Below are 20,928 nucleotides of genomic sequence, written 5' to 3'. Positions count from 1 at the left end.
ATGGGCAACCTTTGGAGCCACCCATCCAGGACATATCGGGAAGGCTTGGCGGGGCCTGAATGATCCGGCCCGCGTGCGGGATAGACTCTAGTTTTGACGCGTTTTCTTCACGCGAACCGGGTGTCCACTTCGCTCGAAAACGCTCTAACCCTGCACCGCCTTGGCGAAATTTGCAAAGAATTCATCGGCCAGCTTCTTGGCGGCGCCGTTGATCAGGCGCTGGCCGAGCTGGGCGAGCTTGCCGCCGATCTGCGCCTCCACGTTGTAGCTCAGAAGCGTGCCGCCGTCCTTGTCGGCAAGGCCGACGGTAGCGCCGCCCTTGGCGAAGCCGGCGACCCCGCCCTCGCCTTCGCCCGAGATCTTGTAGCCGTTCGGCGGATCGAGATCGCTCAAGGTCACCTTGCCCTTGAAGCGGGCGGAGACCGGGCCGACCTTCATCTTGGCGGTGGCACGGAAGCCGCCCTCGTCGGTCTTCTCCAGCTCTTCGCAGCCGGGGATGCAGGCCTTGAGCACTTCGGGGTCGTTGAGCTTGTCCCACACAGCCTGGCGCGGCGCTGCAAGCTGGACTTCGCCGGTCATTGTCATGGCCATGGGAGGACCTCCTCGATCGCAAAAACCTTTTCCCCAAGTAAAGCAGCCCGGGCGCAAAGGAAAGGCCACCTTGGGAGGATGAGCGATGCATATTCGCAACCGCAGCAAGCCAAGCGCATCGTTCACGAAATCGCGCGGTCCGCTTGCCGGATATGACGGCAGCGCAGGGGCATTGGCAGCGACGCCCGGGAGTGGTTAGGTCGCGCGCCATGAGCACAGCCCTTTCCCCCCTGCTTGCGCCGATGCTGTCGAGCGCGGCGATGCGCGCGGTGTGCGACGATGCCGCCACCCTGCAGAACATGCTGGATTTCGAGGCCGCGCTGGCCCGCGCCGAGGTGGCCTGCGGCGTGATTCCCGCAGCCAGCGCCGGACCGATCGCCGCGGCCTGCAAAGCCGAATCATTCGACCTCGTCGCGCTGGCCGACGCCGCGACGCGATCAGGCAATCTCGCGATCCCGCTGGTCAAGGCCCTGACCGCTGATGTCGCCAAGGCGGATGCCGAGGCGGCGCGCTATGTGCATTGGGGTGCCACCAGCCAGGACGTCATCGACACCGCGACCATGCTGTCGCTGCGTGCCGGCATCGATGCGTTGCTCGCCGATCTCGACCGCGCCGTCGCGGGTTTTGCTAAGCTTGCCCACGCCCATCGCGACACCGCAGTGGTGGCGCGGACCTGGCTACAGCACGCGCTGCCGATGCCGTTCGGCCTCAAGCTCGCCGAATATGCAGCAGCCCTGCAGCGCTCCCGCAAGCGCTTGCTGCGCCTGCGCCATGAGACGCTGGCGCTGCAATTCGGCGGCGCCGCCGGCACGCTCGCCGCGCTTGGCGACAAGGGCCTCGCGGTCGCCGCAGCGCTGGCGAAAGAGCTCGACCTGCCCTTGCCCGATGCGCCCTGGCACACCCACCGCGACTGCATCGCGGAGGCGGCGTCGGTGTTCGCCATCCTCGCCGGCAGCTGCGGCAAGATCGCGCGCGACATTTCGCTGATGATGCAGACCGATGTCGGCGAGGCCTTCGAGCCCGCCGGCGCCGGCCGCGGCGGCTCCTCGACCATGCCGCACAAGCGCAACCCCGTCGCCGCTGCGAGCGCGCTGGGCGCCGCGACCATGGCACCGAACCTCGCGGCGACGATCTTCGCCGCGCAGGTGCAGGACCATGAGCGCAGCGCCGGCCCATGGCATGCGGAATGGCCGACCTTGCCGGGCCTGATGCTGGTGACCTCGGGCGCGCTCGCCGCGATCGTCGACCTCGCCGAAGGGCTCGAGGTCGATGCGGCGCGGATGCGCGCCAATCTCGACGCGACGCATGGGTTGATCATGGCGGAAGCCGTGACGTTTGCGCTGGCCGAAAAGATCGGCAAGAGCGACGCCCATCATCTGATCGAGGCCGCCAGCAAGAAAGCGGTCGCCGAGCAGAAGCATCTGCGCGACGTGCTGTCGGCGGATGCCAAGGTCACCGCGCATCTCGACGCGAAGAGAATCGCAGAACTGTTCGAGCCGATGGCGTATCAGGGCGCCTCGCAGGCGCTGATCGACCGATTGCTCGCTTCACTGGATGAAAAGTAGCGGCGGTGAGAACGAACGACGCTTCGCCGCGCAAGACGAGGGAAAAAAGATGCCGATGATCAACGCCGACGGATGCCTGCTCAACGTCCAGGTCGATGGCCGCGACGGCGGACCGACCTTGATGCTGTCGAACTCGCTCGGCTGCACCCTGCAGATGTGGGAGCCGCAGATGAAGGCGCTGACGCAGATGTTCCGCGTCATCCGCTATGACCGCCGGGGTCACGGCAAGTCCGGCGTGCCGGCCGGCCCCTACTCCATGGAGCGGTTCGGTCGCGACGTGCTGGCGATCCTCGACGACCTCAACATCGAGAAGGTGCACTGGTGCGGCCTGTCGATGGGCGGCATGGTCGGGCAATGGCTCGGCGCCAACGCCCCTGAAAGATTCGGCAAGATCATCCTCGCCAACACCGCCTGCTACTATCCCGATCCGACCAACTGGCTGAACCGCATCAAGGTCGTCAAGGAAGGCGGCATCGCCGCCGTCGCCGACACCGTGATCGCGGGCTGGCTGACCGCCGACTTCCGCGAGCGCGAGCCGGAGACCACCGCGCGCATGAAGGCGATGCTGCAGGCTTCGCCCGTCGAGGGCTATCTCGCCTGCTGCGAGGCGCTGTCGACGCTCGACCAGCGCGCGCTGCTGCCGAAGATCAAAAGCCCGACGCTGGTGATCGCAGGAAAGCAGGACATGGCAACGCCGGTGTCGGCGGGTGAGATGATCCGCAGCGGCATTCCCGGCGCCAGCATGACGCTGCTCGATGCCGCGCATATTTCCAATGTCGAGCAATCCCACGCCTTCACCGAAGCTGTGGTCGGCTTCCTGACGCAACGATAACCAGAAAGAGCGTCATTGCGAGGAGCGAAGCGACGAAGCAATCCATGTCTCCGCAGGCGGCTAAATGGATTGCTTCGCTTCGCTCGCAATGACGGGAGGAGACATCAATGGACGACAATCAGCGCCGCGACGACGGAATGACGCAGCGCCGCAAGGTGCTCGGCAATGAATGGGTCGACAAGTCGATCAAGAACCGCAACGCGTTCAACACCGACTTCCAGGACCTGATCACGCGCTATGCGTGGGGCGATATCTGGACGCGGCCGCATTTCGACCACCGCACGCGCCGCGTGCTCGTCATCGGCACCATGGTCGCGCTCGGCCAGTGGGACGAGTTCCGCCTGCATGTGCGCGCCGCGCTCAGCGAAGGCGCCTTCACGCCGGACGACATCAAGGAGATCCTGCTGCAGCAGGCGATCTATTGCGGCGTGCCCGCGGCCAATCACGCCGTCAAGGAAGCCGGCGCAATCATTGCCGATCTAGGGCTGCTGAAGGGATAGCCCACTCGCCGGCGCACCCGCCTCAACGGCTGGGGCAACGGCAGCTCGCTTCGGCGAGGTCTCGAACAGCATCACGATCGCGGTGCCGAGCAGCATCAGAAGCTCGGATGCATGCATGCGCATCGCTTCGACCTCGCCGACCTTGGACGCCATCATCATGCTGGCAAAGCTCAGCACGCTGCCGAGGCAGAGCGCGACCGAAAGCGCCTCGTCGGCGCCACTGCTGTTTCTGCGGAGCGGCGAGAACGCGGCCATCGCGAGGAACACCGCGAAGAACGCCACCACCGTGATCCGCGCCAGCGCCAACAGCCATGCGAGCCGCACCGTCGCCATCTTGCCGAGGTGCAGATAGTCGCTCGCATACAGCGCGATTGATACGCTAGGCCGCTCATAGAGGCCGTGGATCGGCGACACCATGATGCTGAAGGCGATGATGGTCCAGACCGGAATGAAATAGGCCGCAAGCAGCGCGCCGTTGAAGGAGCTGATCCGCCAGTTATTCGACATTGCCGCTTCCCGTGGTTCCAGCGCCGTTTGGATTGGCGACGGTTCAGCGTGCGAGGTAACGCCGATCGATTGCCGGCAGCAATTTAAACCCTTTGTTAAGGTTAAGCGCGGTGCGATGGTTCCGGATCGATGCGATCGGGCTCGGCCAGAATCCACGCCAGCCAAGGATAAAGGGGGTAAAATGACCGAAAGAACCCGCGTTTTCGTCGCAACGCCCTGCTACGGCGGCGATCTGAAGATGGCCTATGTGTTGTCAGCCTTGAAGCTTCAGGCTGCGGCGACGACCCGGGGCATCGACATCGTGTTCCATCTGATCGGAAACGAATCGCTGATCGTGCGCGCCCGGAACGAGCTGGCCCACCAATTCCTCGCCTCCGGCGCCAGCCATCTCCTGTTCATCGATGCCGATATCGGGTTCGAGCCCGAGTCCGTGTTCCGGCTGCTCGAGTGCGGCGCCGATGTCTCGGCCGCGGCCTATCCGCTCAAGCACATCGACTGGGAAAAGGTGCAGCGGGCCGCGGACGCCAAGCGCAAGAACCTCGCCTCATCCTCGCTGGACTATGTCGTCACATGGGCCGGCGACCAGATCACTGCGCGCGGCGATGGCTTTGCCAAAGTCCGATATGCCGGAACCGGCTTCCTGATGATGAAACGATCCGCGCTCGTCAGGCTGTGCGATGCCCATCCCGAACTGAAATACCGGGCGAACCACAAGACCAACGATCTGAACACCGGCAATCTGGTTCGCGCCGACCTCGACCGCGTGTCGCTGTTCGAATGCATGATCGACAAGACCACCGGCGAGTATCTGTCCGAAGACTACGCATTCTGCCGGCGCTGGATCGACCTCGGCGGCGAGATCTGGCTCGACCTGCGCAGCGAGCTGACGCATTTCGGCTCATACGCCTTCCGCGGCCGCTTCGCCGATCAATTGGCCTGAATAACAGCGGCAGAAACAAATCGACTGACAAAGGGCCTCGCAACGCGGCGAGACCCTTTTTGTTGCAACTGCTCAATTGCCCGGCATCACATCGGCCCGGATCCTGCGGCGCTGAGCTTCCGATCTGGGCTCCGGTTGGTCATTCTCTCGTCAAGCTGGGGACAACGCGCGCATCGGGACCGCAGTTGCTCGGGGAACACGGGTTCCGGCGCGATCATTGCAAGGCAACGGGGTCTCGGTCCCTGTGACATCGGAAGCGCACCCGCCAAAGTAGTTATGTACAAGGCCCTTTCTGCTGCTGCCATGCTGTTGCCGCCGCCGGGGTTCCGCTGTTAGAAAATACCGCGACGCGACGGACCAGGCTGCCGGGGGCCCTCGCCGCGTCACCCGCGACGTAGCGTTTCGAGCGAAGTGGAGACCGGTTCGCGTGAAGACGCCGCGTCCAAATCAAACCGAGAGCCCGTTCGGTTCTCAACCGAACAGGCTCTGACGGCAGCGCATGGATTATTTCGCCCAGCAATTGATCAACGGCCTCGTGCTCGGTTCGATCTATGGCCTGATCGCCATCGGCTACACGATGGTCTACGGCATCGTCGGCATGATCAACTTCGCCCATGGCGACATCTTCATGATCGGCGGCTTCATCGCGATGATCTCGTTCCTGGTGCTGGTGTCGCTCGGCCTCACCGCGATCCCGCTGATCCTGCTGATCGTGCTGCTGGTCTCGATGGTGATCACGGCGCTCTATGGCTGGACCATCGAACGCATCGCCTACCGGCCGCTGCGCCACTCGTTCCGCCTCGCGCCGATGCTGTCGGCGATCGGCATGTCGTTCGTGCTGACCAATTTCTCGCAGGTGTCGCAGGGCGCGCGGGTCAAGCCGGTGCCGCCGATCATCACCGGCGGCTACACGCTGCATGAGGGCTCCGAAGGCTTCGCCGTGCAGCTCTCCAACATCCAGATCGTGGTCGTGCTCGCGACCATCGTGCTGCTCGCGGTGTTCACCTGGCTGGTCTCGCGCACCCGGCTCGGGCGCGACATGCGCGCCTGCGAGCAGGACCAGACGATGGCCTCACTGCTCGGCGTCGATGTCGACCGCACCATCTCGATGACCTTCGTGATCGGTGCCGCGCTCGCCGCCGTCGCCGGCATGATGTACCTGCTCTATTACGGCCTGGTCGATTTCTTCATGGGCTTCGTCGCCGGCATCAAGGCGTTCACCGCCGCGGTGCTCGGCGGCATCGGCTCGCTGCCTGGCGCGATGCTCGGCGGGCTCGCGATCGGCCTGATCGAGACGTTCTGGTCGGCCTATTTCTCGGTGGAGTACAAGGACGTCGCCGCGTTCTCGATCCTGATCGTGGTGCTGATCTTCATGCCGACCGGCCTGCTTGGCCGTCCCGAAGTCGAAAAAGTCTGACAGGCACTTCGTGAGCGCGACCTCAGCCCGCCCCTCGCACGCTGCGCAGCCTTCGGGCAGCGCCTTCATTCTCAAGAAAGCCCTGATCAGCGCCGCCGTCGCGCTGGTGCTGTTCTCGCTGATGATCGGCGTCCGCACCGAGGCCGGGCCGCAGGGCGGCCTGATCTACTGGACGCGGTTCGGCGACCTCGCCGCCATGGTCGGCACCGTGTTCGGCGGCAGCATCATCATCGAGCTGCTGCGGCAATGGTGGGGACCGGTCGACAAGGACCGCATCGTCCCAAAGCCGGTGCAGGCCGCGATGTCGTTCGCCGGGCGTTGGCTGGCACCGGCGCTCCTGGTGTTCGCCTTCCTGGTGCCGGTGATCTTCTACAACCAGCGCTATATTCTCGATCTGTCGATCCTGGTGCTGACCTATGTGATGCTGGGATGGGGCTTGAACGTCGTGGTCGGGCTCGCCGGCCTGCTCGACCTCGGCTATGTCGCCTTCTATGCGGTCGGCGCCTATTCCTACGCGCTGCTTGCCACCAATTTCGGATTGTCGTTCTGGGTCTGCCTGCCGCTCGCCGGCATCCTGGCGGCGTTTTGGGGCGTGCTGCTCGGCTTCCCGGTGCTGCGGCTGCGCGGCGATTATCTCGCGATCGTCACGCTCGCCTTCGGCGAGATCATCCGCCTCGTGATCATCAACTGGCAAAGCCTGACCGGCGGACCCAACGGCGTCTCCGGCATCCCGCGCCCGACCCTGTTCGGCATTCCGCTCGACAACAGCGATGACGGGCTTGCCGCCAAACTCGGCATCGAGTTCTCGCCGACCCATCGCATCGTGTTCCTGTTCTACCTGATCCTGGCGATGGCGCTGCTCACCAACTGGGTGACGATCCGGTTGCGCCGGCTGCCGATCGGCCGCGCCTGGGAAGCGCTGCGCGAGGACGAGGTGGCCTGCCGCGCGCTCGGCATCAACGTCACCACGACCAAGCTCACCGCGTTCGCGACGGGTGCGATGTTCGGCGGCCTCGCGGGCGCCTTCTTCGCGACGCGGCAGGGCTTCATCAGTCCGGAATCCTTCACCTTCCAGGAATCGGCGCTGGTGCTGGCGATCGTCGTGCTCGGCGGCATGGGCTCGCAGCTCGGCGTCGCGCTTGCCGCGCTCACCATGATCGGCGGCTTCGAATTGTTCCGCGGTTTCGATCAGTACCGCATGCTGGTGTTCGGCATCGCGATGGTGCTGTTGATGATCTGGCGGCCGCGCGGGCTGATCGGCCATCGCGCGCCGACCGTGTTCCTGGAGCGCAACCAGGCGATCTCGTCCGACCTCGTCAAGGAGGGCCACGGATGAGCGGCGATCCCATCCTCACCGTCGACCGCCTGATGATGCGCTTCGGCGGTATCGTCGCGGTCAACGAGCTCTCGTTCGCGGCCGAGCGGCGCAAGATCACCGCGCTGATCGGACCGAACGGCGCCGGCAAGACCACCGTGTTCAACTGCATCACCGGCTTCTACCGGCCGAGCGGCGGCGCGATCCGCCTCGCCCATGACGACGGCCGCAGCATCCAGCTCGAGCGGCTGAACGATTTCCGTATCTCCAAGCAGGCCAAAGTGGCGCGCACCTTCCAGAACATCCGGCTGTTTCCCGGCATGACCGCGCTGGAGAATCTGATGGTCGCCCAGCACAACGCGCTGATGCGCGCCTCGGGCCTAACCCTGCTCGGGCTGCTCGGCCTGCCGTCCTGGCGCGAGGCCGAACAGCGCGCCATCGAGCTGGCGCGGACCTGGCTCGACCGCGTCGGCCTGCTCGACCGTGCCGACGATGCCGCGGGCAATCTGCCCTATGGCGACCAGCGGCGGCTCGAGATCGCGCGCGCGATGTGCACCGAGCCTGCGCTGCTCTGTCTCGACGAGCCGGCGGCTGGCCTCAACGCGCGCGAGAGCGGCGGGCTCAACGAGCTGCTGCTGTCGATCCGCAACGAACAGGGCACCTCGATCCTGCTGATCGAGCATGACATGTCGGTCGTGATGGAGATCTCCGACCACGTCGTGGTGATGGACTATGGCGTCAAGATCGCCGAAGGCACGCCGCAGGCCGTGCGCGACGACCCCAAGGTGATCGCCGCCTATCTCGGCGCCGACGAGGAAGAGGCGATCGCCGTGATGGAGAGCGGCACGTGAGCGCGCTAGCGGCAACCACACCCCTGCTCGCGGTGCGCGGCGTGCGTGCGGCGTATGGCAAGATCGAGGCGCTGAAAGGCGTCGACATCGAGATCAATCGAGGGGAGATCGTCGCCCTGATCGGCGCCAACGGCGCCGGCAAGTCGACGCTGATGATGACGATCTTCGGCAGGCCGCGCGCCCGCGCCGGCCGGATCGAATTCGACGGGAATGACATCACCGGCGTGCCGACCCACGAGATCGCGCGGCTGCGCATCGCACAATCGCCCGAAGGCCGGCGGATCTTTCCGCGCATGAGCGTCGCGGAAAACCTGCAGATGGGCGCCGACTCCACCGAATGCAGCGAAGCCGAACGCGAGGCCGGGCTGGAGCGCGTGTTCGCGCTGTTCCCGCGGCTGAAGGAACGCGTCGCACAACGCGGCGGCACGCTGTCGGGCGGCGAGCAGCAGATGCTCGCGATCGGCCGTGCCCTGATGAGCCGGCCCCGCCTGTTGATGCTGGACGAGCCCTCGCTCGGCCTTGCGCCGCTGATCGCGCGCCAGATCTTCGACGCCATCCGCACGCTGAACCGGCAGGACGGCCTCACCGTGCTGATCGTCGAGCAGAACGCCAACCATGCGCTGAAGCTCGCTCATCGCGGCTACGTCATGGTCAACGGCCTGATCACGCTGGCCGGAACCGGCGCCGATTTGCTGCAGCGCCCGGAAATCCGCGCCGCCTATCTGGAAGGCGGCCGCCGCGGGTAGCTGCACGTTTCGTGCCGCGCCTGCAGCAGGATGCAGGCTGATGCAGCGTCGAATTGCCTGAAAATTGCCGGTGACTTCGCCGCGAAACCAGCCGAGAATGCCCGCGGTTTTGGGGCCCGGCGTGCCGGGCCCTTCCGCAAGAGGCAACGACCACGAGGGACGTCTCATGAAATCACTGAAGCTGATCGGCCTGGCATTGGGCGCTTCGTTCGCATTCTCGGCGAGCGCATTCGCGCAAGATATCACCATCGCAGTCGCGGGCCCGATGACGGGCTCCGAATCCGCTTTCGGCCGGCAGATGAAGAACGGCGCCGAGCAGGCAATCGCCGACATCAACGCCGCCGGCGGCGTGCTCGGCAAGAAGCTCGCGCTGGAAGCCGACGACGATGCCTGCGATCCGAAGCAGGCGCGCTCGATCGCGGAAAAGATCGGCTCGTCGAAGATCCCGTTCGTGGCCGGCCATTTCTGCTCGTCGTCGTCGATCCCGGCCTCCGAGGCCTATGCCGACGCCAACGTGCTGCAGATCACCCCGGCCTCGACCAACCCGCTGTTCACCGAGCGCAAGCTCTGGAACGTGGCGCGCGTCTGCGGCCGTGACGACCAGCAGGGCCTGGTCGCCGCCGACTACATCATGAAGAACTTCAAGGGCAAGAACGTCGCGATCCTGAACGACAAGACCACCTACGGCAAAGGCCTCGCCGACGAGACCAAGAAGGCGCTGAACAAGGCCGGCTTCCAGGAGAAGATGTTCGAGTCCTACAACAAGGGCGACAAGGACTTCAACTCGATCGTCTCGCGCCTGAAGCGCGACAACATCGATCTGGTCTATGTCGGCGGCTACCATCAGGAAGCCGGCCTGATCCTGCGCCAGATGCGCGATCAGGGCCTGCAGACCATTCTGATGGCGGGCGATGCCATGAACGACAAGGAATTCGCCTCGATTACCGGCCCGGCCGCCGAGGGCACGCTGTTCACCTTCGGCCCCGATCCGCGCAACAAGCCGACCGCGAAGGCGATCGTCGAGAAGTTCAAGGCGAAGAACATCGATCCCGAAGGCTACACGCTCTACACCTACGCCGCGATGCAGGTGTGGACGCAGGCCGTCGCCAAGGCGGGCACCACCGACGCCAAGAAGGTGATGGCCACCATCAAGGCCGGCGACTGGGACACCGTGCTCGGCAAGATGGGCTTCGACGCCAAGGGCGACATCAAGGCGATCGACTACGTCGTCTACAAGTGGGACGCCAAGGGCAACTACACCGAGATCAACCCAAAGGGCTCCTGAGAGACCCCTTCCGTCATTGCGAGAAGCGAAGCGACGAAGCAATCCACGTCTCCGCGAACGGTGAAATGGATTGCTTCGCTTCGCTCGCAATGACGTCGATAGAGTTACAAACCGCCCCGGTCAGCCGGGGCGTTTTGCTTTGACACCACGGCTGCTATACCGGATCGATCGGACAGCAGGGACGGACGCATCGTGAAAAACCTTCTCACCGATATTGCCGGCGTTGCCGTCGGCCACGCCGACGACGCGGTGATCGCCTCGGGCGTCACCGCGATCCTGTTCGAGCGGCCGGCGGTGGCCTCGATCGATGTCCGCGGCGGCGGCCCCGGCACCCGCGAGGACGCGCTGCTTGCCCCGCACAACGTCGTCGAGGCGATCGACGCCATCACGCTGTCCGGTGGCTCCGCGCTCGGGCTCGATTCCGCCGGCGGCGTGCAGGCCTGGCTCGCCGAGCGCGGCCGTGGCTTTCGCATCCGCGATGCGGTGATCCCGATCGTTCCCGGCGCGATCTGCTTCGACCTGCTCAACGGCGGCAACAAGGCGTGGGGCCGCTTTCCGCCCTATCGCGATCTCGGCTATGCCGCGGCGAATGCCGCCTCCGATGACTTTGAACTCGGCAGCGTCGGCGCCGGCATGGGCGCGACCACCGCCAATCTCAAGGGCGGCCTCGGCTCGGCGTCCGCCGTGACCGACGACGGCATCAAGGTCGCAGCGCTTGCGGTGGTCAACGCGGTCGGCAGCGTCACGGTCGGCGGCGGCCCCTGGTTCTGGGCGGCGCCGTTCGAGGTGAACGGCGAATTCGGCGGGCGCGGCCTGCCGCCCGCGTTCACCCAGGACATGCTGAAGCCGCGGCTGAAGGGCGGCGCGGACGCCACCGCCGCCGAGAACACGACGCTGGTCGTGGTCGTGACCGATGCGCAATTGACAAAACCGCAGGCGCGGCGGCTTGCGATGATCGCGCAGACCGGCATGGCGCGCGCGATCTATCCGGTGCACGCCCCGCTCGATGGCGATGTCGTGTTTGCCGCCGCGACCGGCGCCAAGCCGGTCGATCCGCTGTTCGGCCTGACCCAGCTCGGCGCCATCGCAGCCAACACGGTGGCGCGCGCGATCGCCCGCGGCGTCCATTCAGCGACCGCGCTGCCCTTCCCCGGCGCGCTGCCGAGCTGGCAGGACCGGTTCGGCTAGGCGCTGACCGACAGCGACGACGAGGCCTTCGCCGAGATCGCCTGCGACTGGCGCTGGATCAGCTGCTCGATGAAATTGTAGGACGAGGTGGCGTTGTTGCCGGCGGAGGACGAATTCGTGCTGCTGCTGGCTGAGGCCGTGGCCGGCGTCGTCATCGACACCTTGGAGCCGTCGGCATAGGTCGTGGTCGTCGTGGTCGAGCCGTCGCTGTTGGTCACCGAGGTCGAGGTCGCGCCATCAAGCGCCTGCATCAGGGGATCGGAGCTCGATCCGCCCGAGCCGTTGCTGGAGCCGGATCCATCGGTCGCGCCGCTCTCCATGTGGTGGTGATGATGGCCGCCGCCCTTGTGGCCCCGCAAGGCCTGCGACATCTCGCCGAGGCTGACGCTGCCGTCGCCATTCTTATCGAGCTTGGAGAACACATCGTCGGCCTGCGCGATGTTGGTGCCGCCGGCGCCGAGCGCGTTCTCGAATTCGGTCTTGGTGATCTGGCCGTTGCCGTCGGCATCGATCAGCGAGAACAGGTCCTTAAGCGCGTCCGACCGGCTGGTCGGCGTTGTGCTGGTTGAAGCCGAGTTGGTTGAAGCCGTGGTCTGGCTCTGCGCGTCGAGCAGCGCGCTCATGGTCTGCGGCGAAATCTGCGGGGTGCTGCCGCCCGACCCGGCGCTGGTGCTGCTCGACGTCGATGTCGCGGTCGAGAGGTCGAACAGCCCGGTGGTCTGATTTCCCTGCGTGGAGCTGCCGGTCTGCGTCGTCGATTTCGACGACATCAGCGAGCTCAAAAGATCGACGGCGGATGACGCAGCGCCAATGGCAAATAACATGGCAATACTCCAACAAGGCCGCGCCAGGCGGCTCAAACGCTTGCCAAAGGCGCAGCAAGCGGCGTGCCATGGCAAAAACCCAATAAAACCAGGCCTTGGCGCATCCAGACCGGTTCCACGCACCCGGCAAGACCTGCCGCCGGCGGCAGAATCTTCCGGCTTCCGGCCGCCGTCCGCTCGCATTGCCCGCCACGCGTCCGCATGTTAGGCGGGAACACCCGTCGCCCCCTGAAGTCTTTCGGAACTGCGCTATGACTCAGTCATTCACCCCGCGTCCCCTCGTTATTGCTCCGTCGATCCTGGCGTCGGATTTCTCAAAGCTCGGCGAGGAGGTCCGCGCCGTCGACCAGGCCGGCGCCGACTGGATCCATCTCGACGTGATGGACGGGCACTTTGTGCCCAACATCTCGTACGGCCCTGATGTCATCAAGGCGATGCGGCCGCACACCAAGAAGATCTTCGACGCGCATCTGATGATCTCGCCCTGCGACCTCTATCTCGAATCCTTCGCCAAGGCGGGCTGCGACCACATCACGGTGCATGCCGAGGCCGGCCCGCATTTGCATCGCTCACTGCAGGCGATCCGCGCGCTCGGCAAGAAGGCCGGCGTCTCGATCAATCCGGCGACGCCGGCGAGCGCGATCGAATATGTGCTCGACCTGATCGACCTCGTGCTGGTCATGTCGGTCAATCCCGGCTTCGGCGGCCAGGCCTTCATCCGCTCGGCGATCGGCAAGATCTCTGACGTCAGGGCGATGGTCGCGGGCCGCCCGATCGACATCGAGGTCGACGGCGGCGTTGCGCCCGACGTCGCAGGCCAGCTCGCCGCCGCCGGCGCCAACGCCTTCGTCGCGGGCTCCGCGGTGTTCAAGGGCGGCACGCTCGATGCCTACAAGACCAACATCGCCGCGATCCGCAATGCCGCGGCCGACGCGCGCGGCGAAGCGATCTGATCGGTTAGCCGTTCAAAACAACCCGGGCGGCGTGACCGGGGCATTGGCCGCCTGGCCCGCCGCCTGATCGTCGTCGGCTTGCGGCGTGAGCCGCGACGGCCGCACCACGGTCACCGTGCACGGCGCTTCCCCGGCGACCTTGGCGGACACGCTGCCGAGCAGCGCGCGCCGCATCGAGTTCTGCCGCGCGCCGATGATGATGTGGTCGACCAGGTTGACCGCGGCGAATTCCAGAATGGCCGCTGCCGGATCGATCGCCTCCAGGACATGCACGGTCAGCCGTCCCTCCTCGAGCCGGAACGGCCGCGCCCAGTGCTGCAGCGCGACCAGGCGGTCGACATGCTTGTTCTGGCCCTGCTCGTCATGGCTGCGGTCGATCGCCAGCCGATTGAGCTTCAGCACATTCACGCAGGCGAGCCGCGCGGATGGCGAGGTCGATAGCACCTGCTCGGCGGTGACGCGGATGGTCTCGCTCAGCGCCTCGGTGCCCTCGCCAAGATCGAGTGCAACGGCAACGATCGGGCTCGATGCGAGCTGGGCCGCGACATCAGATTTCGGCTGCGGCGGCACCGCACCGAGATTGAAGCGGCGGCGCCAGACCGTGCCGAGCGGGTCGCGATCGAGCCGCTGCGCCCGCGCCGTCAGCTTGACCTGTTCGGGATGGCCGAGATCGAACGCCAGCTGCGCCGCGGTCGGATAGCGCGCGGCCGGATCGATCTCGAGACACCGCAGCACGATCTCCTGCAGCCAAGGCGGATAGTCGGGCTTGAGCTTGCGCGGCGGATACGGGTCGCGCCACAGCCGCCGGCGCATGCCGCGCAGCGTCTCGGTCTCGCCGAACGGGCGGACGCCAGTGGTGAAGAAATAGAGCAGCACGCCGAGCGAAAACAGGTCGCTGCGCGGATCGTCGCGCACGCCGTTGAGGCGCTCCGGCGCCATGTAGGGCGCGGTTCCGTAAGGCAGCCGAAACTCCTCCTGCAGCAGGTCGGGCAGATGCTGGTGATGCGAGAGGCCGTAGTCGATCAGCAGCGCCTCGCCGCGCTCGCGGAACATGATGCTGCTCGGCTTGATGTCGTGATGGATGACGTTCTGCCGATGCAGGCTGGCGAGCGCTGTGGCGACCTTGCCGCCGATCACCCTCACCTCGTCATACGGCAACGGCAGATTGTCGATCTGCTTGTAGAGGGTTTGGCCCGGGATGCGCTCCATCACCACATAGGCCTGGCGCTCGAAATCGCCGGTGCCGAAACAGGCCGGCACGTGCGGCCCCGACAGCCGCGGCAGGATCATCTGCTCCATCTCGAAGCTGACGATCGCGGCCGGATCCTCGCCCTCCGAGGTGAGCGGCACCTTCATCAAGAGCGGCACGTCGATGCCCGGGTGGGTAACGCTCCACAGCGTCGCCATGCCGCCGCGGTGCACGCGCTCGCCGATGGTGAAGCCATCGATTTCGGCGCCGGCCTGCATCGTCAGCGCCGCCATGTCAGTCACCTGCCGAGCGGCAGGCGATCAGCGAGCCAGAGCGGCAGGCCGTTCGCCTTGATCCGCGCCGCGGCGGTCGCGACGTCGTAGGGCACGCGGTGATAGGTGATCTCGCGGCTCACTGTGTCGAACATCGCGAACGAGGCCGCGGGATCGCCATCGCGCGGCTGGCCGACCGAGCCGAGCACCGCAAGCCAGCGCCGCCCGGTCAGCAACTGCACCGCGACGCCCGCGGTCGGGACGAAGCTCGTCATCTTCGCCGTCGAGGACATCGAGTAGAGGCCGGGACGGTGGATGTGGCCGCAGAAGGTGATCTGCAATTCGGTCGCCATCATGCTGCGCGCGGCATCCAACGTGTCGCGGACATAGCGCCACTTCGCCGGATCCGAGGCCTCGGAATGCACGTAGAGACGGTTGTCCTCCTCGTGCAGGATCGGCAGGCCCGCGAGGAAGGCCTTCTGCTCGCCGCTGAGCCGGCTGCGGGTCCAGTCGATGGCGGCCTGCGCATCGGCGTTCATACTGTCGCTGGGCTCGCCGATCGCATTGTCATGATTGCCGCGCACCGCGATCGCGCCCTTGGCGACGAGATCCATCACCGTGTCGACGGCCCATTCGGGATCGGCGCCATAGCCGACGATGTCGCCGAGGCAGATCAGCCGCTCCGCGCCGCGCGCACGCGCGGCATCGAGGCAGGCGGCGAAGGCCTGCCGGTTGGCATGAATATCGGCAAAGAGTGCAAGCCGCATCGTGGTCCGCGCCGCTGATCCCTAGACGATATCAAGCACACGCAGCCCCGGGCTCGCAATCGGGCCAAAGGCATCAATCGATCAGGGTTGCTGGAAGAAAGACCGGCTTAGGGCTTGCACACCCGCACGCCGCGCAGCAGCAGGGCGATCAGGGCGTCGATCCGCGACGGGCATTCCGGCTTGGCCCATTCCTCGGCATGCGCCGGGTGATGGTAGCGGACGGTTGCGTCGAACACGGCCCGCGCCGTCGCCTTGACGTTGTCGATCTCGAACACACCCTGCGCGACACCGTCGGACAGGATTTTCGCGATCAGATCGACCTGCTTGTCCTTGTAGGCTTCCACCACCTCGCGCGCGTCCTGCGCCAGCGCGAGGTAGGTCGCGAACATCTCCGGATCGTCGCAGACCTTCTTCTGCTTGATCGAGAAGGCGGTGCGCAGCCATTTCTCCAGCCGTTCCGGCGCCGGGCCCGAGCCGGCTGCGATCCTGCACAGCGGCTCGTTGGCGCGGTCGAGCCAGCGCTTGGCGACCGCGTCGCGCAGCGAGGCCTTGCTGGGGAAGTGACGGTAGACGCTGCCGTGGCTGACATCGAGCGCACGGGCAACGTCGACAACGGTGGCCTTGGAAAGCCCAAAGCGCCTCAAGACATCCTCAGTCGCCTCAAGGATCCGCTCGGGTGTCAAAACCACCGCCTCGTTCATGCGTTTACCGTCTGGTTATCGCTGTCCTGCCCGCGGCTGAACTTGGCGGCCTGGGCTGCCAAGTGGCGGGCGACGCGAAGGTTGAGCCACTGTTGAATCTGGGCGGTCAATTGGAAGATTTCTATCGTCATGGAGGTAGTCCTTCGAGGTAATCAAATCAGGTTCGGCTCCCCCGGCCAAAACGCCGGAACAGCCACTGGGCGCCCTCCTCCCTTGGGCTAGTGAGTATATACACCATCTCGCTGACAGATTTCAATATCTGTCAGACAATATTTTGTGAAATGACAGCCGGGGACCGGACCGGCCCCGCCCCCCGACGTCGGGGCCCTACACCGTTCCGTGAGCAGCGGGGCGATCCGCCGGGGCGTGCATATGTCTCGATACGGCCAGCCCAAAGCCAGCCCGAGACCAGCCCAAAAAAAGGTTGCCAGGAGAGGTTTGCATGGACCGCCCAATCACCTTCAAGGAGATCGCCAAGATCACCGCCGGCGCGGCGGCCTCGCTCGTCATTGTCGGATGGCTGATGGTTGTCGCGATCGCATTCCTGTCGGTGTGAGGATCGCTTGGCAGCGCCGGAACGCGGCGCCGGAATCGAAAGGGGCCGCTTCACGCAGCGGCCCCTTTGCCGGGAAAATGGCTTCGGGATAAAATCTAGCCCCGGTTAGGAGTTAGATTACACCGAGCTGACGGTTGGCGGGATTCCGGATCACTACTGTCCACCCCGCTGACTGATTATTGGCGATCCCTATTTTTATGCCATCCTCTGGTCGGTGCGCCCCGTCTTACTGTTGCTCGTCCTTGGGCGGCATCCGGGGCGGCGGCAGCGGCGTGAAGACCGATCCCTGCGCGCCCGCCGGCGGGGCCACGAACGTCCCCGTGGTGGAATCGCCGCCTGATGTCTCCACGATCGTCTTCGGCGTGATGTACTCCCTGACGAAATCCATGATGGTGCCGTCGCCGCCGCCGAAATCCGCCGCCCGCCCACCTTGCGGATGCCCGGCCTTGATCTCGTTGTCGGCGGTGTGGGTCTGCTCGGCCAAGGCGTCGCTGTAGGGAATGCGGAAGGCGCGCGGCACGGCGCTCGGCCGGTTGTCCTCGTCGAGCTCCTCGACCCAGAGATAGATCGAACCCGGATCGCCCTCCAGCGAATGCGGCTCCACGATCCGCGTCGACAGCAGCTTGAAATTCGCCGGCAGCTTCTCCGCGGAGGCCCAGCCGAGCAGGCCGCGCATCCCGCCGAAGCTGACGAAATAGAAGGCGCTGGTCACGACGATGACGACCGCCTTCAACGACCAGTGCAGCCGCGCATAGACCAGCACGATCAAGAGCAGCGCACCCATCACTGCGTAGGCGACCGCAATGGTGAGGATCACTGACTGCAAGCTAATCATTGCGGAGCACCCTGACGCCGGATCTCGGAACGCCGGTGTTCGGATCGAGGTCGGCGCCGTTGCGCCAGCTGCTGCGGAAGGTCTCGAGCAGCGATTTCGGCCGCCGGTCGACGTTGATCACCTTGCCCTCGGCGTCGAGACGAAACCGGACCGCGGTCTTCTCGTCGCCGGTGTGATCGACGGTCAGCTTGTCGTCGAAGATCACCTGCGCCGTCGGATTGAGCTTCTGCACCTTGACGTTCGCCTGCACCGGCTCGCCGGTCGTCGCCTGGAAGTGCGAGACGTTGACGGTGTATTCGCCGGCGACGACGCCGCGCAAGGTGACGATCTCCTCGCGGATCGGCGATGCAATCTTCTTGCCGTTGACCACGATGAAGTCGTTGGCGCCGCCGCGATCGTCGCGGTCGAGCGTCAGGAAACCGGCCTCGCGATGCCGGTACCAGGCGATATTACCGGCCGGGTCCTGCACGAACAGGTCGAGATCGTCGGGGTGGTTGTCGGGCCAGTCCATCGTGATGATGAACTCCGCCTTGGATTCGATCTTGCCGTCCTTGGAGTCCGGCGACACCGCAAGCAGCGCCAGGAAGAACAGGAAGGCGATCACCTGCAGCGCCTTGAACAGCATGACGCCGAGCGGATCGAACGGTTCCTCGCGCGGATAGAGCCCGAACTCGTCCATCATGGCGGCGTACCAAGGGACGTATCAAGGCGACGTTCGAGGGCCGGCGTGACGTGCGTCTCGGTCAGCACGACCGCATCGGAGAACACCCGCTGGGTCGCGGAATCCAGCATGTAATACTGGATGCGGACCAGGATCGACCCGATCAACCCGGCCAGCGTCGTATACATCGCAACCGCCATGCCGTCGCTCATCAGGCCCATCGACGATTTCATCGCGACCTTGTCGGCGGCATCGAGCGAGGCGATCGGCGCCAGCATGATGATGAAGCCGATGATGGTGCCGAGCAGGCCGAGCTTCATCAGCGTGTCGGAGACGAAGGCGCCGAAACCGTTCGAGCCGCGCAGCCGGTCGGCTAGCGTCCGCAACAGCAGGGTCTGGTCGATGCGGCCCTTGGCCTGCGCGTCGGCCTTCTGCACCAGGCTCTTGATGTGATCGGTGACGAGACCACGCGGCAGGCCGCGCGCATCAGCAGCGAGCGCCTTGGCGCCATCGGGAGCGGCGAGGATGGTGCGGCAGGACCGCGCCACCTCGCCTTCCCGCGCGATCGCCCGCGTCCGCCAGAAGCAATGGATGCAGGTGACGATGTAGAGCACGGCGATGACGCTGGAAATGTAGGTGCGGTCGGAACTGACCATCAGGCGGATCAGCCCGTAGCGCCACAGCAGGAAGGCAGCGAAGATCGAAAGGCCGGTGAAGATCATCCAGAGCAGCAGGACGCTGCGCTCCGCCGCGTCCGTGCCGGCCGGTGCGGCCGCAGCCTCGACCTTGGCGTCCATGCTGCGCTAGCTCCCTGTAACGGTTGTTCCGCGAGGCCTGCGTGAGAACCTCGCTGATGGTTAGAGCAGAGCCGGCGGGCGCCGTCCAAAGACTTCTGCCCAAGTTTCGTCGGGCAATTTTCCCGACCTGCATAGCCTGGCACGCTTGCGATTGGCGGGGAACAGCGGCGCTGTTACCATCACGTCGCCCGTTTCAGCATGAAGCCGCATCACGCTCGTTCGGCTCATGCTCCGGCCGTGGAGTGATCGCATGCGCCTCGTGCTTCAACTGGTCGCCCGCCTGCTCGTCATCGTCGCGCTATGCCTTGGCGCAGCCACCGTTTGGGCCACGATCGACGCCTATCGCAGCGTCGATCGCGCCACCGATGCCTCCGCTGCGCGGGTCTCGCAGTCGCTCGAGGCGCTGTATTGGCGCGAATTGCTGCTGCGCAGCAACCGGATGCGCGAGCAACTGCTGCCGGCGCCGGACTGGCGCACCATCGAAACCATGGGCCTGATCGCGCCGGGGATCTGCGTGCAGTTCGAACCCGCCGGCGCCTTCGAGAAGCCGCTCTGCGGCCAGAGCAAGGGGATCGGCAAGGCGCCGCCGCGCTGGTTCGCGGCCACCGTGCAGGCGGTGCTCGGCGAGCACGCCACCGTCGAGCGGCCAATCAGCGCCCGCGCCGCGACCGCGGGAACCGTCCGCGCCATCGCCGATCCGGACGCCGCGATTGCGCTCGCCTGGCAGCACATTCTGAACAACATCCATGTCGCGCTGCTGATGGCGCTCGCCATCGCGCTGCTCGCTTCGCTTGCGATCGCACATACGCTGGCGCCCGCCCACTCGATCGTGTCGGCGCTGCGCCGCATGGCCGACGGCGAGTACCGCACGCCATTGCCGCGCGTGCGCTCGATGGAGCTTGCCATGATCGGACGCGCCGTCGGCGATCTCGGCGATCGCCTCGCACAGGCCGAGGAGGAACGCACGACGCTGACGCGGCGCCTGCTCGAAATCCGCAGCGACGAACGCCGCGCGCTGGCTCGCGAGCTGCATGACGAGTTCGGCCAGAATCTCACCGCGATCCTGGCCTTCGCCAACACGATCGAGGCGAGCGCCGGCGACAAATACGCCGCCGGGACCGAAATTGCGCAGGACGCACGGATGATCTCGCAGGCCACGCGCCGCATCATCGCCTGCCTGCGCGACACGTTGAACCGGCTGCGCCATCCGCCGGCCGAGGAGCTCGGGCTTGAGGCAAGCCTGGTCGACCTCGTCGCCAGCTGGCGGTCGCGCACGACGCAGCCGATGATCCAGCTCGATTTGCAGGGCGACCTCGCCGACATCAGCGGCACGGTTGCGGTAACGGCCTATCGGGTCGCGCAGGAATGCCTGACCAACGCGCTGCGCCACAGCTCGGCGCGCGAGATCGTGCTGCGGATCGAACGGCGCAGTGGAACCGAGAACGCGCTGCTGGTGCGGGTCGAGGATGACGGCGGCGGCGATGCCGCCAAGGTGGCGCAGTCGGCGGGCTTCGGCCTCACCGGCGTCAGCGAGCGCGTCGCCGCGCTTGGCGGTTCGCTGTCGATCGCGCGCGCCAGCCGCGGCCTCTCCGTCGCCGCAACGATCCCGCTCGCCGCCTGAGATGACGACCGCGAA

The 20,928-nt window shown here is 65.8% G+C and carries 22 protein-coding genes; 12 read left to right on the top strand and 10 right to left on the bottom strand.

All coding sequences use genetic code 11. The features are described 5' to 3' along the window. Positions 1-144: 144 nt before the first annotated feature. Positions 145-591: an SRPBCC family protein gene (locus tag AC628_RS18105; protein WP_016840413.1), complete on the bottom strand. Its 447-nt coding sequence runs from the start codon at positions 589-591 to the stop codon at positions 145-147. A gap of 209 nt (positions 592-800) precedes the next feature. Here AC628_RS18105 and AC628_RS18100 point away from each other — a divergent pair, with 209 nt between their 5' ends. The 3 genes from AC628_RS18100 to AC628_RS18090 all read left to right on the top strand — a co-directional run bounded on the left by AC628_RS18100 (position 801) and on the right by AC628_RS18090 (position 3,488). Next, positions 801-2,156 carry a 3-carboxy-cis,cis-muconate cycloisomerase gene (locus AC628_RS18100; RefSeq protein WP_074128120.1) on the top strand — a complete coding sequence of 452 codons (1,356 nt, stop codon included), beginning with the start codon at positions 801-803 and terminating at the stop codon, positions 2,154-2,156. A gap of 49 nt (positions 2,157-2,205) precedes the next feature. After that, positions 2,206-2,988: a 3-oxoadipate enol-lactonase gene (gene pcaD / locus AC628_RS18095; RefSeq protein WP_074128146.1), complete on the top strand. Its 783-nt coding sequence runs from the start codon at positions 2,206-2,208 to the stop codon at positions 2,986-2,988. Between the two features lie 107 nt (positions 2,989-3,095). Further along, on the top strand, positions 3,096-3,488 hold the full coding sequence (locus AC628_RS18090; protein WP_074128119.1) for a carboxymuconolactone decarboxylase family protein: 393 nt from the start codon (positions 3,096-3,098) through the stop codon (positions 3,486-3,488). Here AC628_RS18090 and AC628_RS18085 read toward each other — a convergent pair. Beyond that, complete coding sequence (locus AC628_RS18085; RefSeq protein ID WP_074128118.1) at positions 3,468-3,995, bottom strand: hypothetical protein; 528 nt, start codon at positions 3,993-3,995, stop codon at positions 3,468-3,470. The two genes, AC628_RS18090 and AC628_RS18085, sit on opposite strands and share 21 nt — an antisense overlap. Here AC628_RS18085 and AC628_RS18080 point away from each other — a divergent pair. The 7 genes from AC628_RS18080 (at position 3,964) to AC628_RS18050 (ending at position 11,737) form a co-directional block, all read left to right on the top strand. Then, positions 3,964-4,935, top strand: a complete 972-nt coding sequence (locus AC628_RS18080; protein WP_245321216.1) for a hypothetical protein — start codon at positions 3,964-3,966, stop codon at positions 4,933-4,935. The genes AC628_RS18085 and AC628_RS18080 overlap by 32 nt on opposite strands. Before the next feature lie 499 nt (positions 4,936-5,434). After that, the gene (locus tag AC628_RS18075) at positions 5,435-6,352 is read left to right on the top strand and encodes an ABC transporter permease subunit (protein ID WP_074128116.1); all 918 of its coding nucleotides are present in this window, start codon (positions 5,435-5,437) and stop codon (positions 6,350-6,352) included. A 10-nt stretch (positions 6,353-6,362) separates the two neighbouring features. Further along, a complete protein-coding gene (gene livM, locus AC628_RS18070; RefSeq protein ID WP_074128115.1) occupies positions 6,363-7,688 on the top strand; it encodes a high-affinity branched-chain amino acid ABC transporter permease LivM in 1,326 nt (441 codons plus the stop codon). Next, entirely contained in the window at positions 7,685-8,518 is an 834-nt protein-coding gene (locus tag AC628_RS18065; protein ID WP_074128114.1) for an ABC transporter ATP-binding protein, read from the top strand. Before livM ends, AC628_RS18065 begins: the two co-directional genes overlap by 4 nt. Then, positions 8,515-9,264, top strand: a complete 750-nt coding sequence (locus tag AC628_RS18060; RefSeq protein WP_074128113.1) for an ABC transporter ATP-binding protein — start codon at positions 8,515-8,517, stop codon at positions 9,262-9,264. The genes AC628_RS18065 and AC628_RS18060 overlap by 4 nt, the downstream gene beginning before the upstream one ends. Before the next feature lie 166 nt (positions 9,265-9,430). Continuing rightward, a complete protein-coding gene (locus tag AC628_RS18055; RefSeq protein ID WP_074128112.1) occupies positions 9,431-10,549 on the top strand; it encodes a branched-chain amino acid ABC transporter substrate-binding protein in 1,119 nt (372 codons plus the stop codon). Positions 10,550-10,741: 192 nt separating this feature from the next. Further along, positions 10,742-11,737, top strand: a complete 996-nt coding sequence (locus tag AC628_RS18050) for a P1 family peptidase (RefSeq protein ID WP_074128111.1) — start codon at positions 10,742-10,744, stop codon at positions 11,735-11,737. Here the strand turns inward: AC628_RS18050 and AC628_RS18045 are convergent. Continuing rightward, complete coding sequence (locus AC628_RS18045; RefSeq protein ID WP_074128110.1) at positions 11,734-12,561, bottom strand: EF-hand domain-containing protein; 828 nt, start codon at positions 12,559-12,561, stop codon at positions 11,734-11,736. The genes AC628_RS18050 and AC628_RS18045 overlap by 4 nt on opposite strands. 251 nt (positions 12,562-12,812) lie before the next feature. Between AC628_RS18045 and rpe the strand changes: the two genes are divergently transcribed. After that, a complete protein-coding gene (gene rpe, locus AC628_RS18040) occupies positions 12,813-13,514 on the top strand; it encodes a ribulose-phosphate 3-epimerase (RefSeq protein ID WP_074128109.1) in 702 nt (233 codons plus the stop codon). A gap of 12 nt (positions 13,515-13,526) precedes the next feature. Here the strand turns inward: rpe and AC628_RS18035 are convergent, their stop codons facing one another. From AC628_RS18035 to AC628_RS18010, 7 genes are all read right to left on the bottom strand, one after another. Then, on the bottom strand, positions 13,527-14,996 hold the full coding sequence (locus AC628_RS18035) for a serine/threonine protein kinase (RefSeq protein ID WP_074128108.1): 1,470 nt from the start codon (positions 14,994-14,996) through the stop codon (positions 13,527-13,529). 5 nt (positions 14,997-15,001) lie between these two features. Next, on the bottom strand, positions 15,002-15,742 hold the full coding sequence (locus tag AC628_RS18030) for a metallophosphoesterase family protein (RefSeq protein WP_074128107.1): 741 nt from the start codon (positions 15,740-15,742) through the stop codon (positions 15,002-15,004). A gap of 107 nt (positions 15,743-15,849) precedes the next feature. Continuing rightward, complete coding sequence (locus AC628_RS18025; protein ID WP_074128106.1) at positions 15,850-16,443, bottom strand: TetR/AcrR family transcriptional regulator; 594 nt, start codon at positions 16,441-16,443, stop codon at positions 15,850-15,852. Continuing rightward, positions 16,440-16,574: a hypothetical protein gene (locus AC628_RS45825; protein WP_256375171.1), complete on the bottom strand. Its 135-nt coding sequence runs from the start codon at positions 16,572-16,574 to the stop codon at positions 16,440-16,442. The genes AC628_RS18025 and AC628_RS45825 overlap by 4 nt, the downstream gene beginning before the upstream one ends. 651 nt (positions 16,575-17,225) lie before the next feature. Further along, the gene (locus tag AC628_RS18020) at positions 17,226-17,834 is read right to left on the bottom strand and encodes a hypothetical protein (RefSeq protein ID WP_074128105.1); all 609 of its coding nucleotides are present in this window, start codon (positions 17,832-17,834) and stop codon (positions 17,226-17,228) included. Beyond that, a complete protein-coding gene (locus AC628_RS18015; RefSeq protein WP_074128104.1) occupies positions 17,827-18,516 on the bottom strand; it encodes a DUF2135 domain-containing protein in 690 nt (229 codons plus the stop codon). The genes AC628_RS18020 and AC628_RS18015 overlap by 8 nt, the downstream gene beginning before the upstream one ends. After that, complete coding sequence (locus AC628_RS18010; RefSeq protein WP_074128103.1) at positions 18,513-19,292, bottom strand: MotA/TolQ/ExbB proton channel family protein; 780 nt, start codon at positions 19,290-19,292, stop codon at positions 18,513-18,515. The genes AC628_RS18015 and AC628_RS18010 overlap by 4 nt, the downstream gene beginning before the upstream one ends. Positions 19,293-19,542: 250 nt before the next feature. Between AC628_RS18010 and AC628_RS18005 the strand changes: the two genes are divergently transcribed. Then, on the top strand, positions 19,543-20,913 hold the full coding sequence (locus tag AC628_RS18005) for a sensor histidine kinase (protein WP_074128102.1): 1,371 nt from the start codon (positions 19,543-19,545) through the stop codon (positions 20,911-20,913). Positions 20,914-20,928 lie beyond the last annotated feature (15 nt).

It is taken from the genome of Bradyrhizobium sp. NAS96.2 (assembly GCF_001908235.1).
In the GTDB taxonomy this organism is placed as follows: Bacteria; Pseudomonadota; Alphaproteobacteria; order Rhizobiales; family Xanthobacteraceae; genus Bradyrhizobium.
This window is presented reverse-complemented; position numbering and strand designations above follow the sequence as displayed.

Bases quoted from the DNA above. Each gene is read 5' to 3' on its own strand.
- AC628_RS18105 (WP_016840413.1), bottom strand. From the start codon at position 591: ATGGCCATGACAATGACCGGCGAAGTCCAGCTTGCAGCGCCGCGCCAG.
- AC628_RS18100 (WP_074128120.1), top strand. From the start codon at position 801: ATGAGCACAGCCCTTTCCCCCCTGCTTGCGCCGATGCTGTCGAGCGCG.
- pcaD (WP_074128146.1), top strand. From the start codon at position 2,206: ATGCCGATGATCAACGCCGACGGATGCCTGCTCAACGTCCAGGTCGAT.
- AC628_RS18090 (WP_074128119.1), top strand. From the start codon at position 3,096: ATGGACGACAATCAGCGCCGCGACGACGGAATGACGCAGCGCCGCAAG.
- AC628_RS18085 (WP_074128118.1), bottom strand. From the start codon at position 3,995: ATGTCGAATAACTGGCGGATCAGCTCCTTCAACGGCGCGCTGCTTGCG.
- AC628_RS18075 (WP_074128116.1), top strand. From the start codon at position 5,435: ATGGATTATTTCGCCCAGCAATTGATCAACGGCCTCGTGCTCGGTTCG.
- AC628_RS18065 (WP_074128114.1), top strand. From the start codon at position 7,685: ATGAGCGGCGATCCCATCCTCACCGTCGACCGCCTGATGATGCGCTTC.
- AC628_RS18055 (WP_074128112.1), top strand. From the start codon at position 9,431: ATGAAATCACTGAAGCTGATCGGCCTGGCATTGGGCGCTTCGTTCGCA.
- AC628_RS18045 (WP_074128110.1), bottom strand. From the start codon at position 12,561: ATGTTATTTGCCATTGGCGCTGCGTCATCCGCCGTCGATCTTTTGAGC.
- rpe (WP_074128109.1), top strand. From the start codon at position 12,813: ATGACTCAGTCATTCACCCCGCGTCCCCTCGTTATTGCTCCGTCGATC.
- AC628_RS18035 (WP_074128108.1), bottom strand. From the start codon at position 14,996: ATGGCGGCGCTGACGATGCAGGCCGGCGCCGAAATCGATGGCTTCACC.
- AC628_RS18030 (WP_074128107.1), bottom strand. From the start codon at position 15,742: ATGCGGCTTGCACTCTTTGCCGATATTCATGCCAACCGGCAGGCCTTC.
- AC628_RS18025 (WP_074128106.1), bottom strand. From the start codon at position 16,443: ATGAACGAGGCGGTGGTTTTGACACCCGAGCGGATCCTTGAGGCGACT.
- AC628_RS45825 (WP_256375171.1), bottom strand. From the start codon at position 16,574: ATGACGATAGAAATCTTCCAATTGACCGCCCAGATTCAACAGTGGCTC.
- AC628_RS18020 (WP_074128105.1), bottom strand. From the start codon at position 17,834: ATGATTAGCTTGCAGTCAGTGATCCTCACCATTGCGGTCGCCTACGCA.
- AC628_RS18015 (WP_074128104.1), bottom strand. From the start codon at position 18,516: ATGATGGACGAGTTCGGGCTCTATCCGCGCGAGGAACCGTTCGATCCG.
- AC628_RS18010 (WP_074128103.1), bottom strand. From the start codon at position 19,292: ATGGACGCCAAGGTCGAGGCTGCGGCCGCACCGGCCGGCACGGACGCG.
- AC628_RS18005 (WP_074128102.1), top strand. From the start codon at position 19,543: ATGCGCCTCGTGCTTCAACTGGTCGCCCGCCTGCTCGTCATCGTCGCG.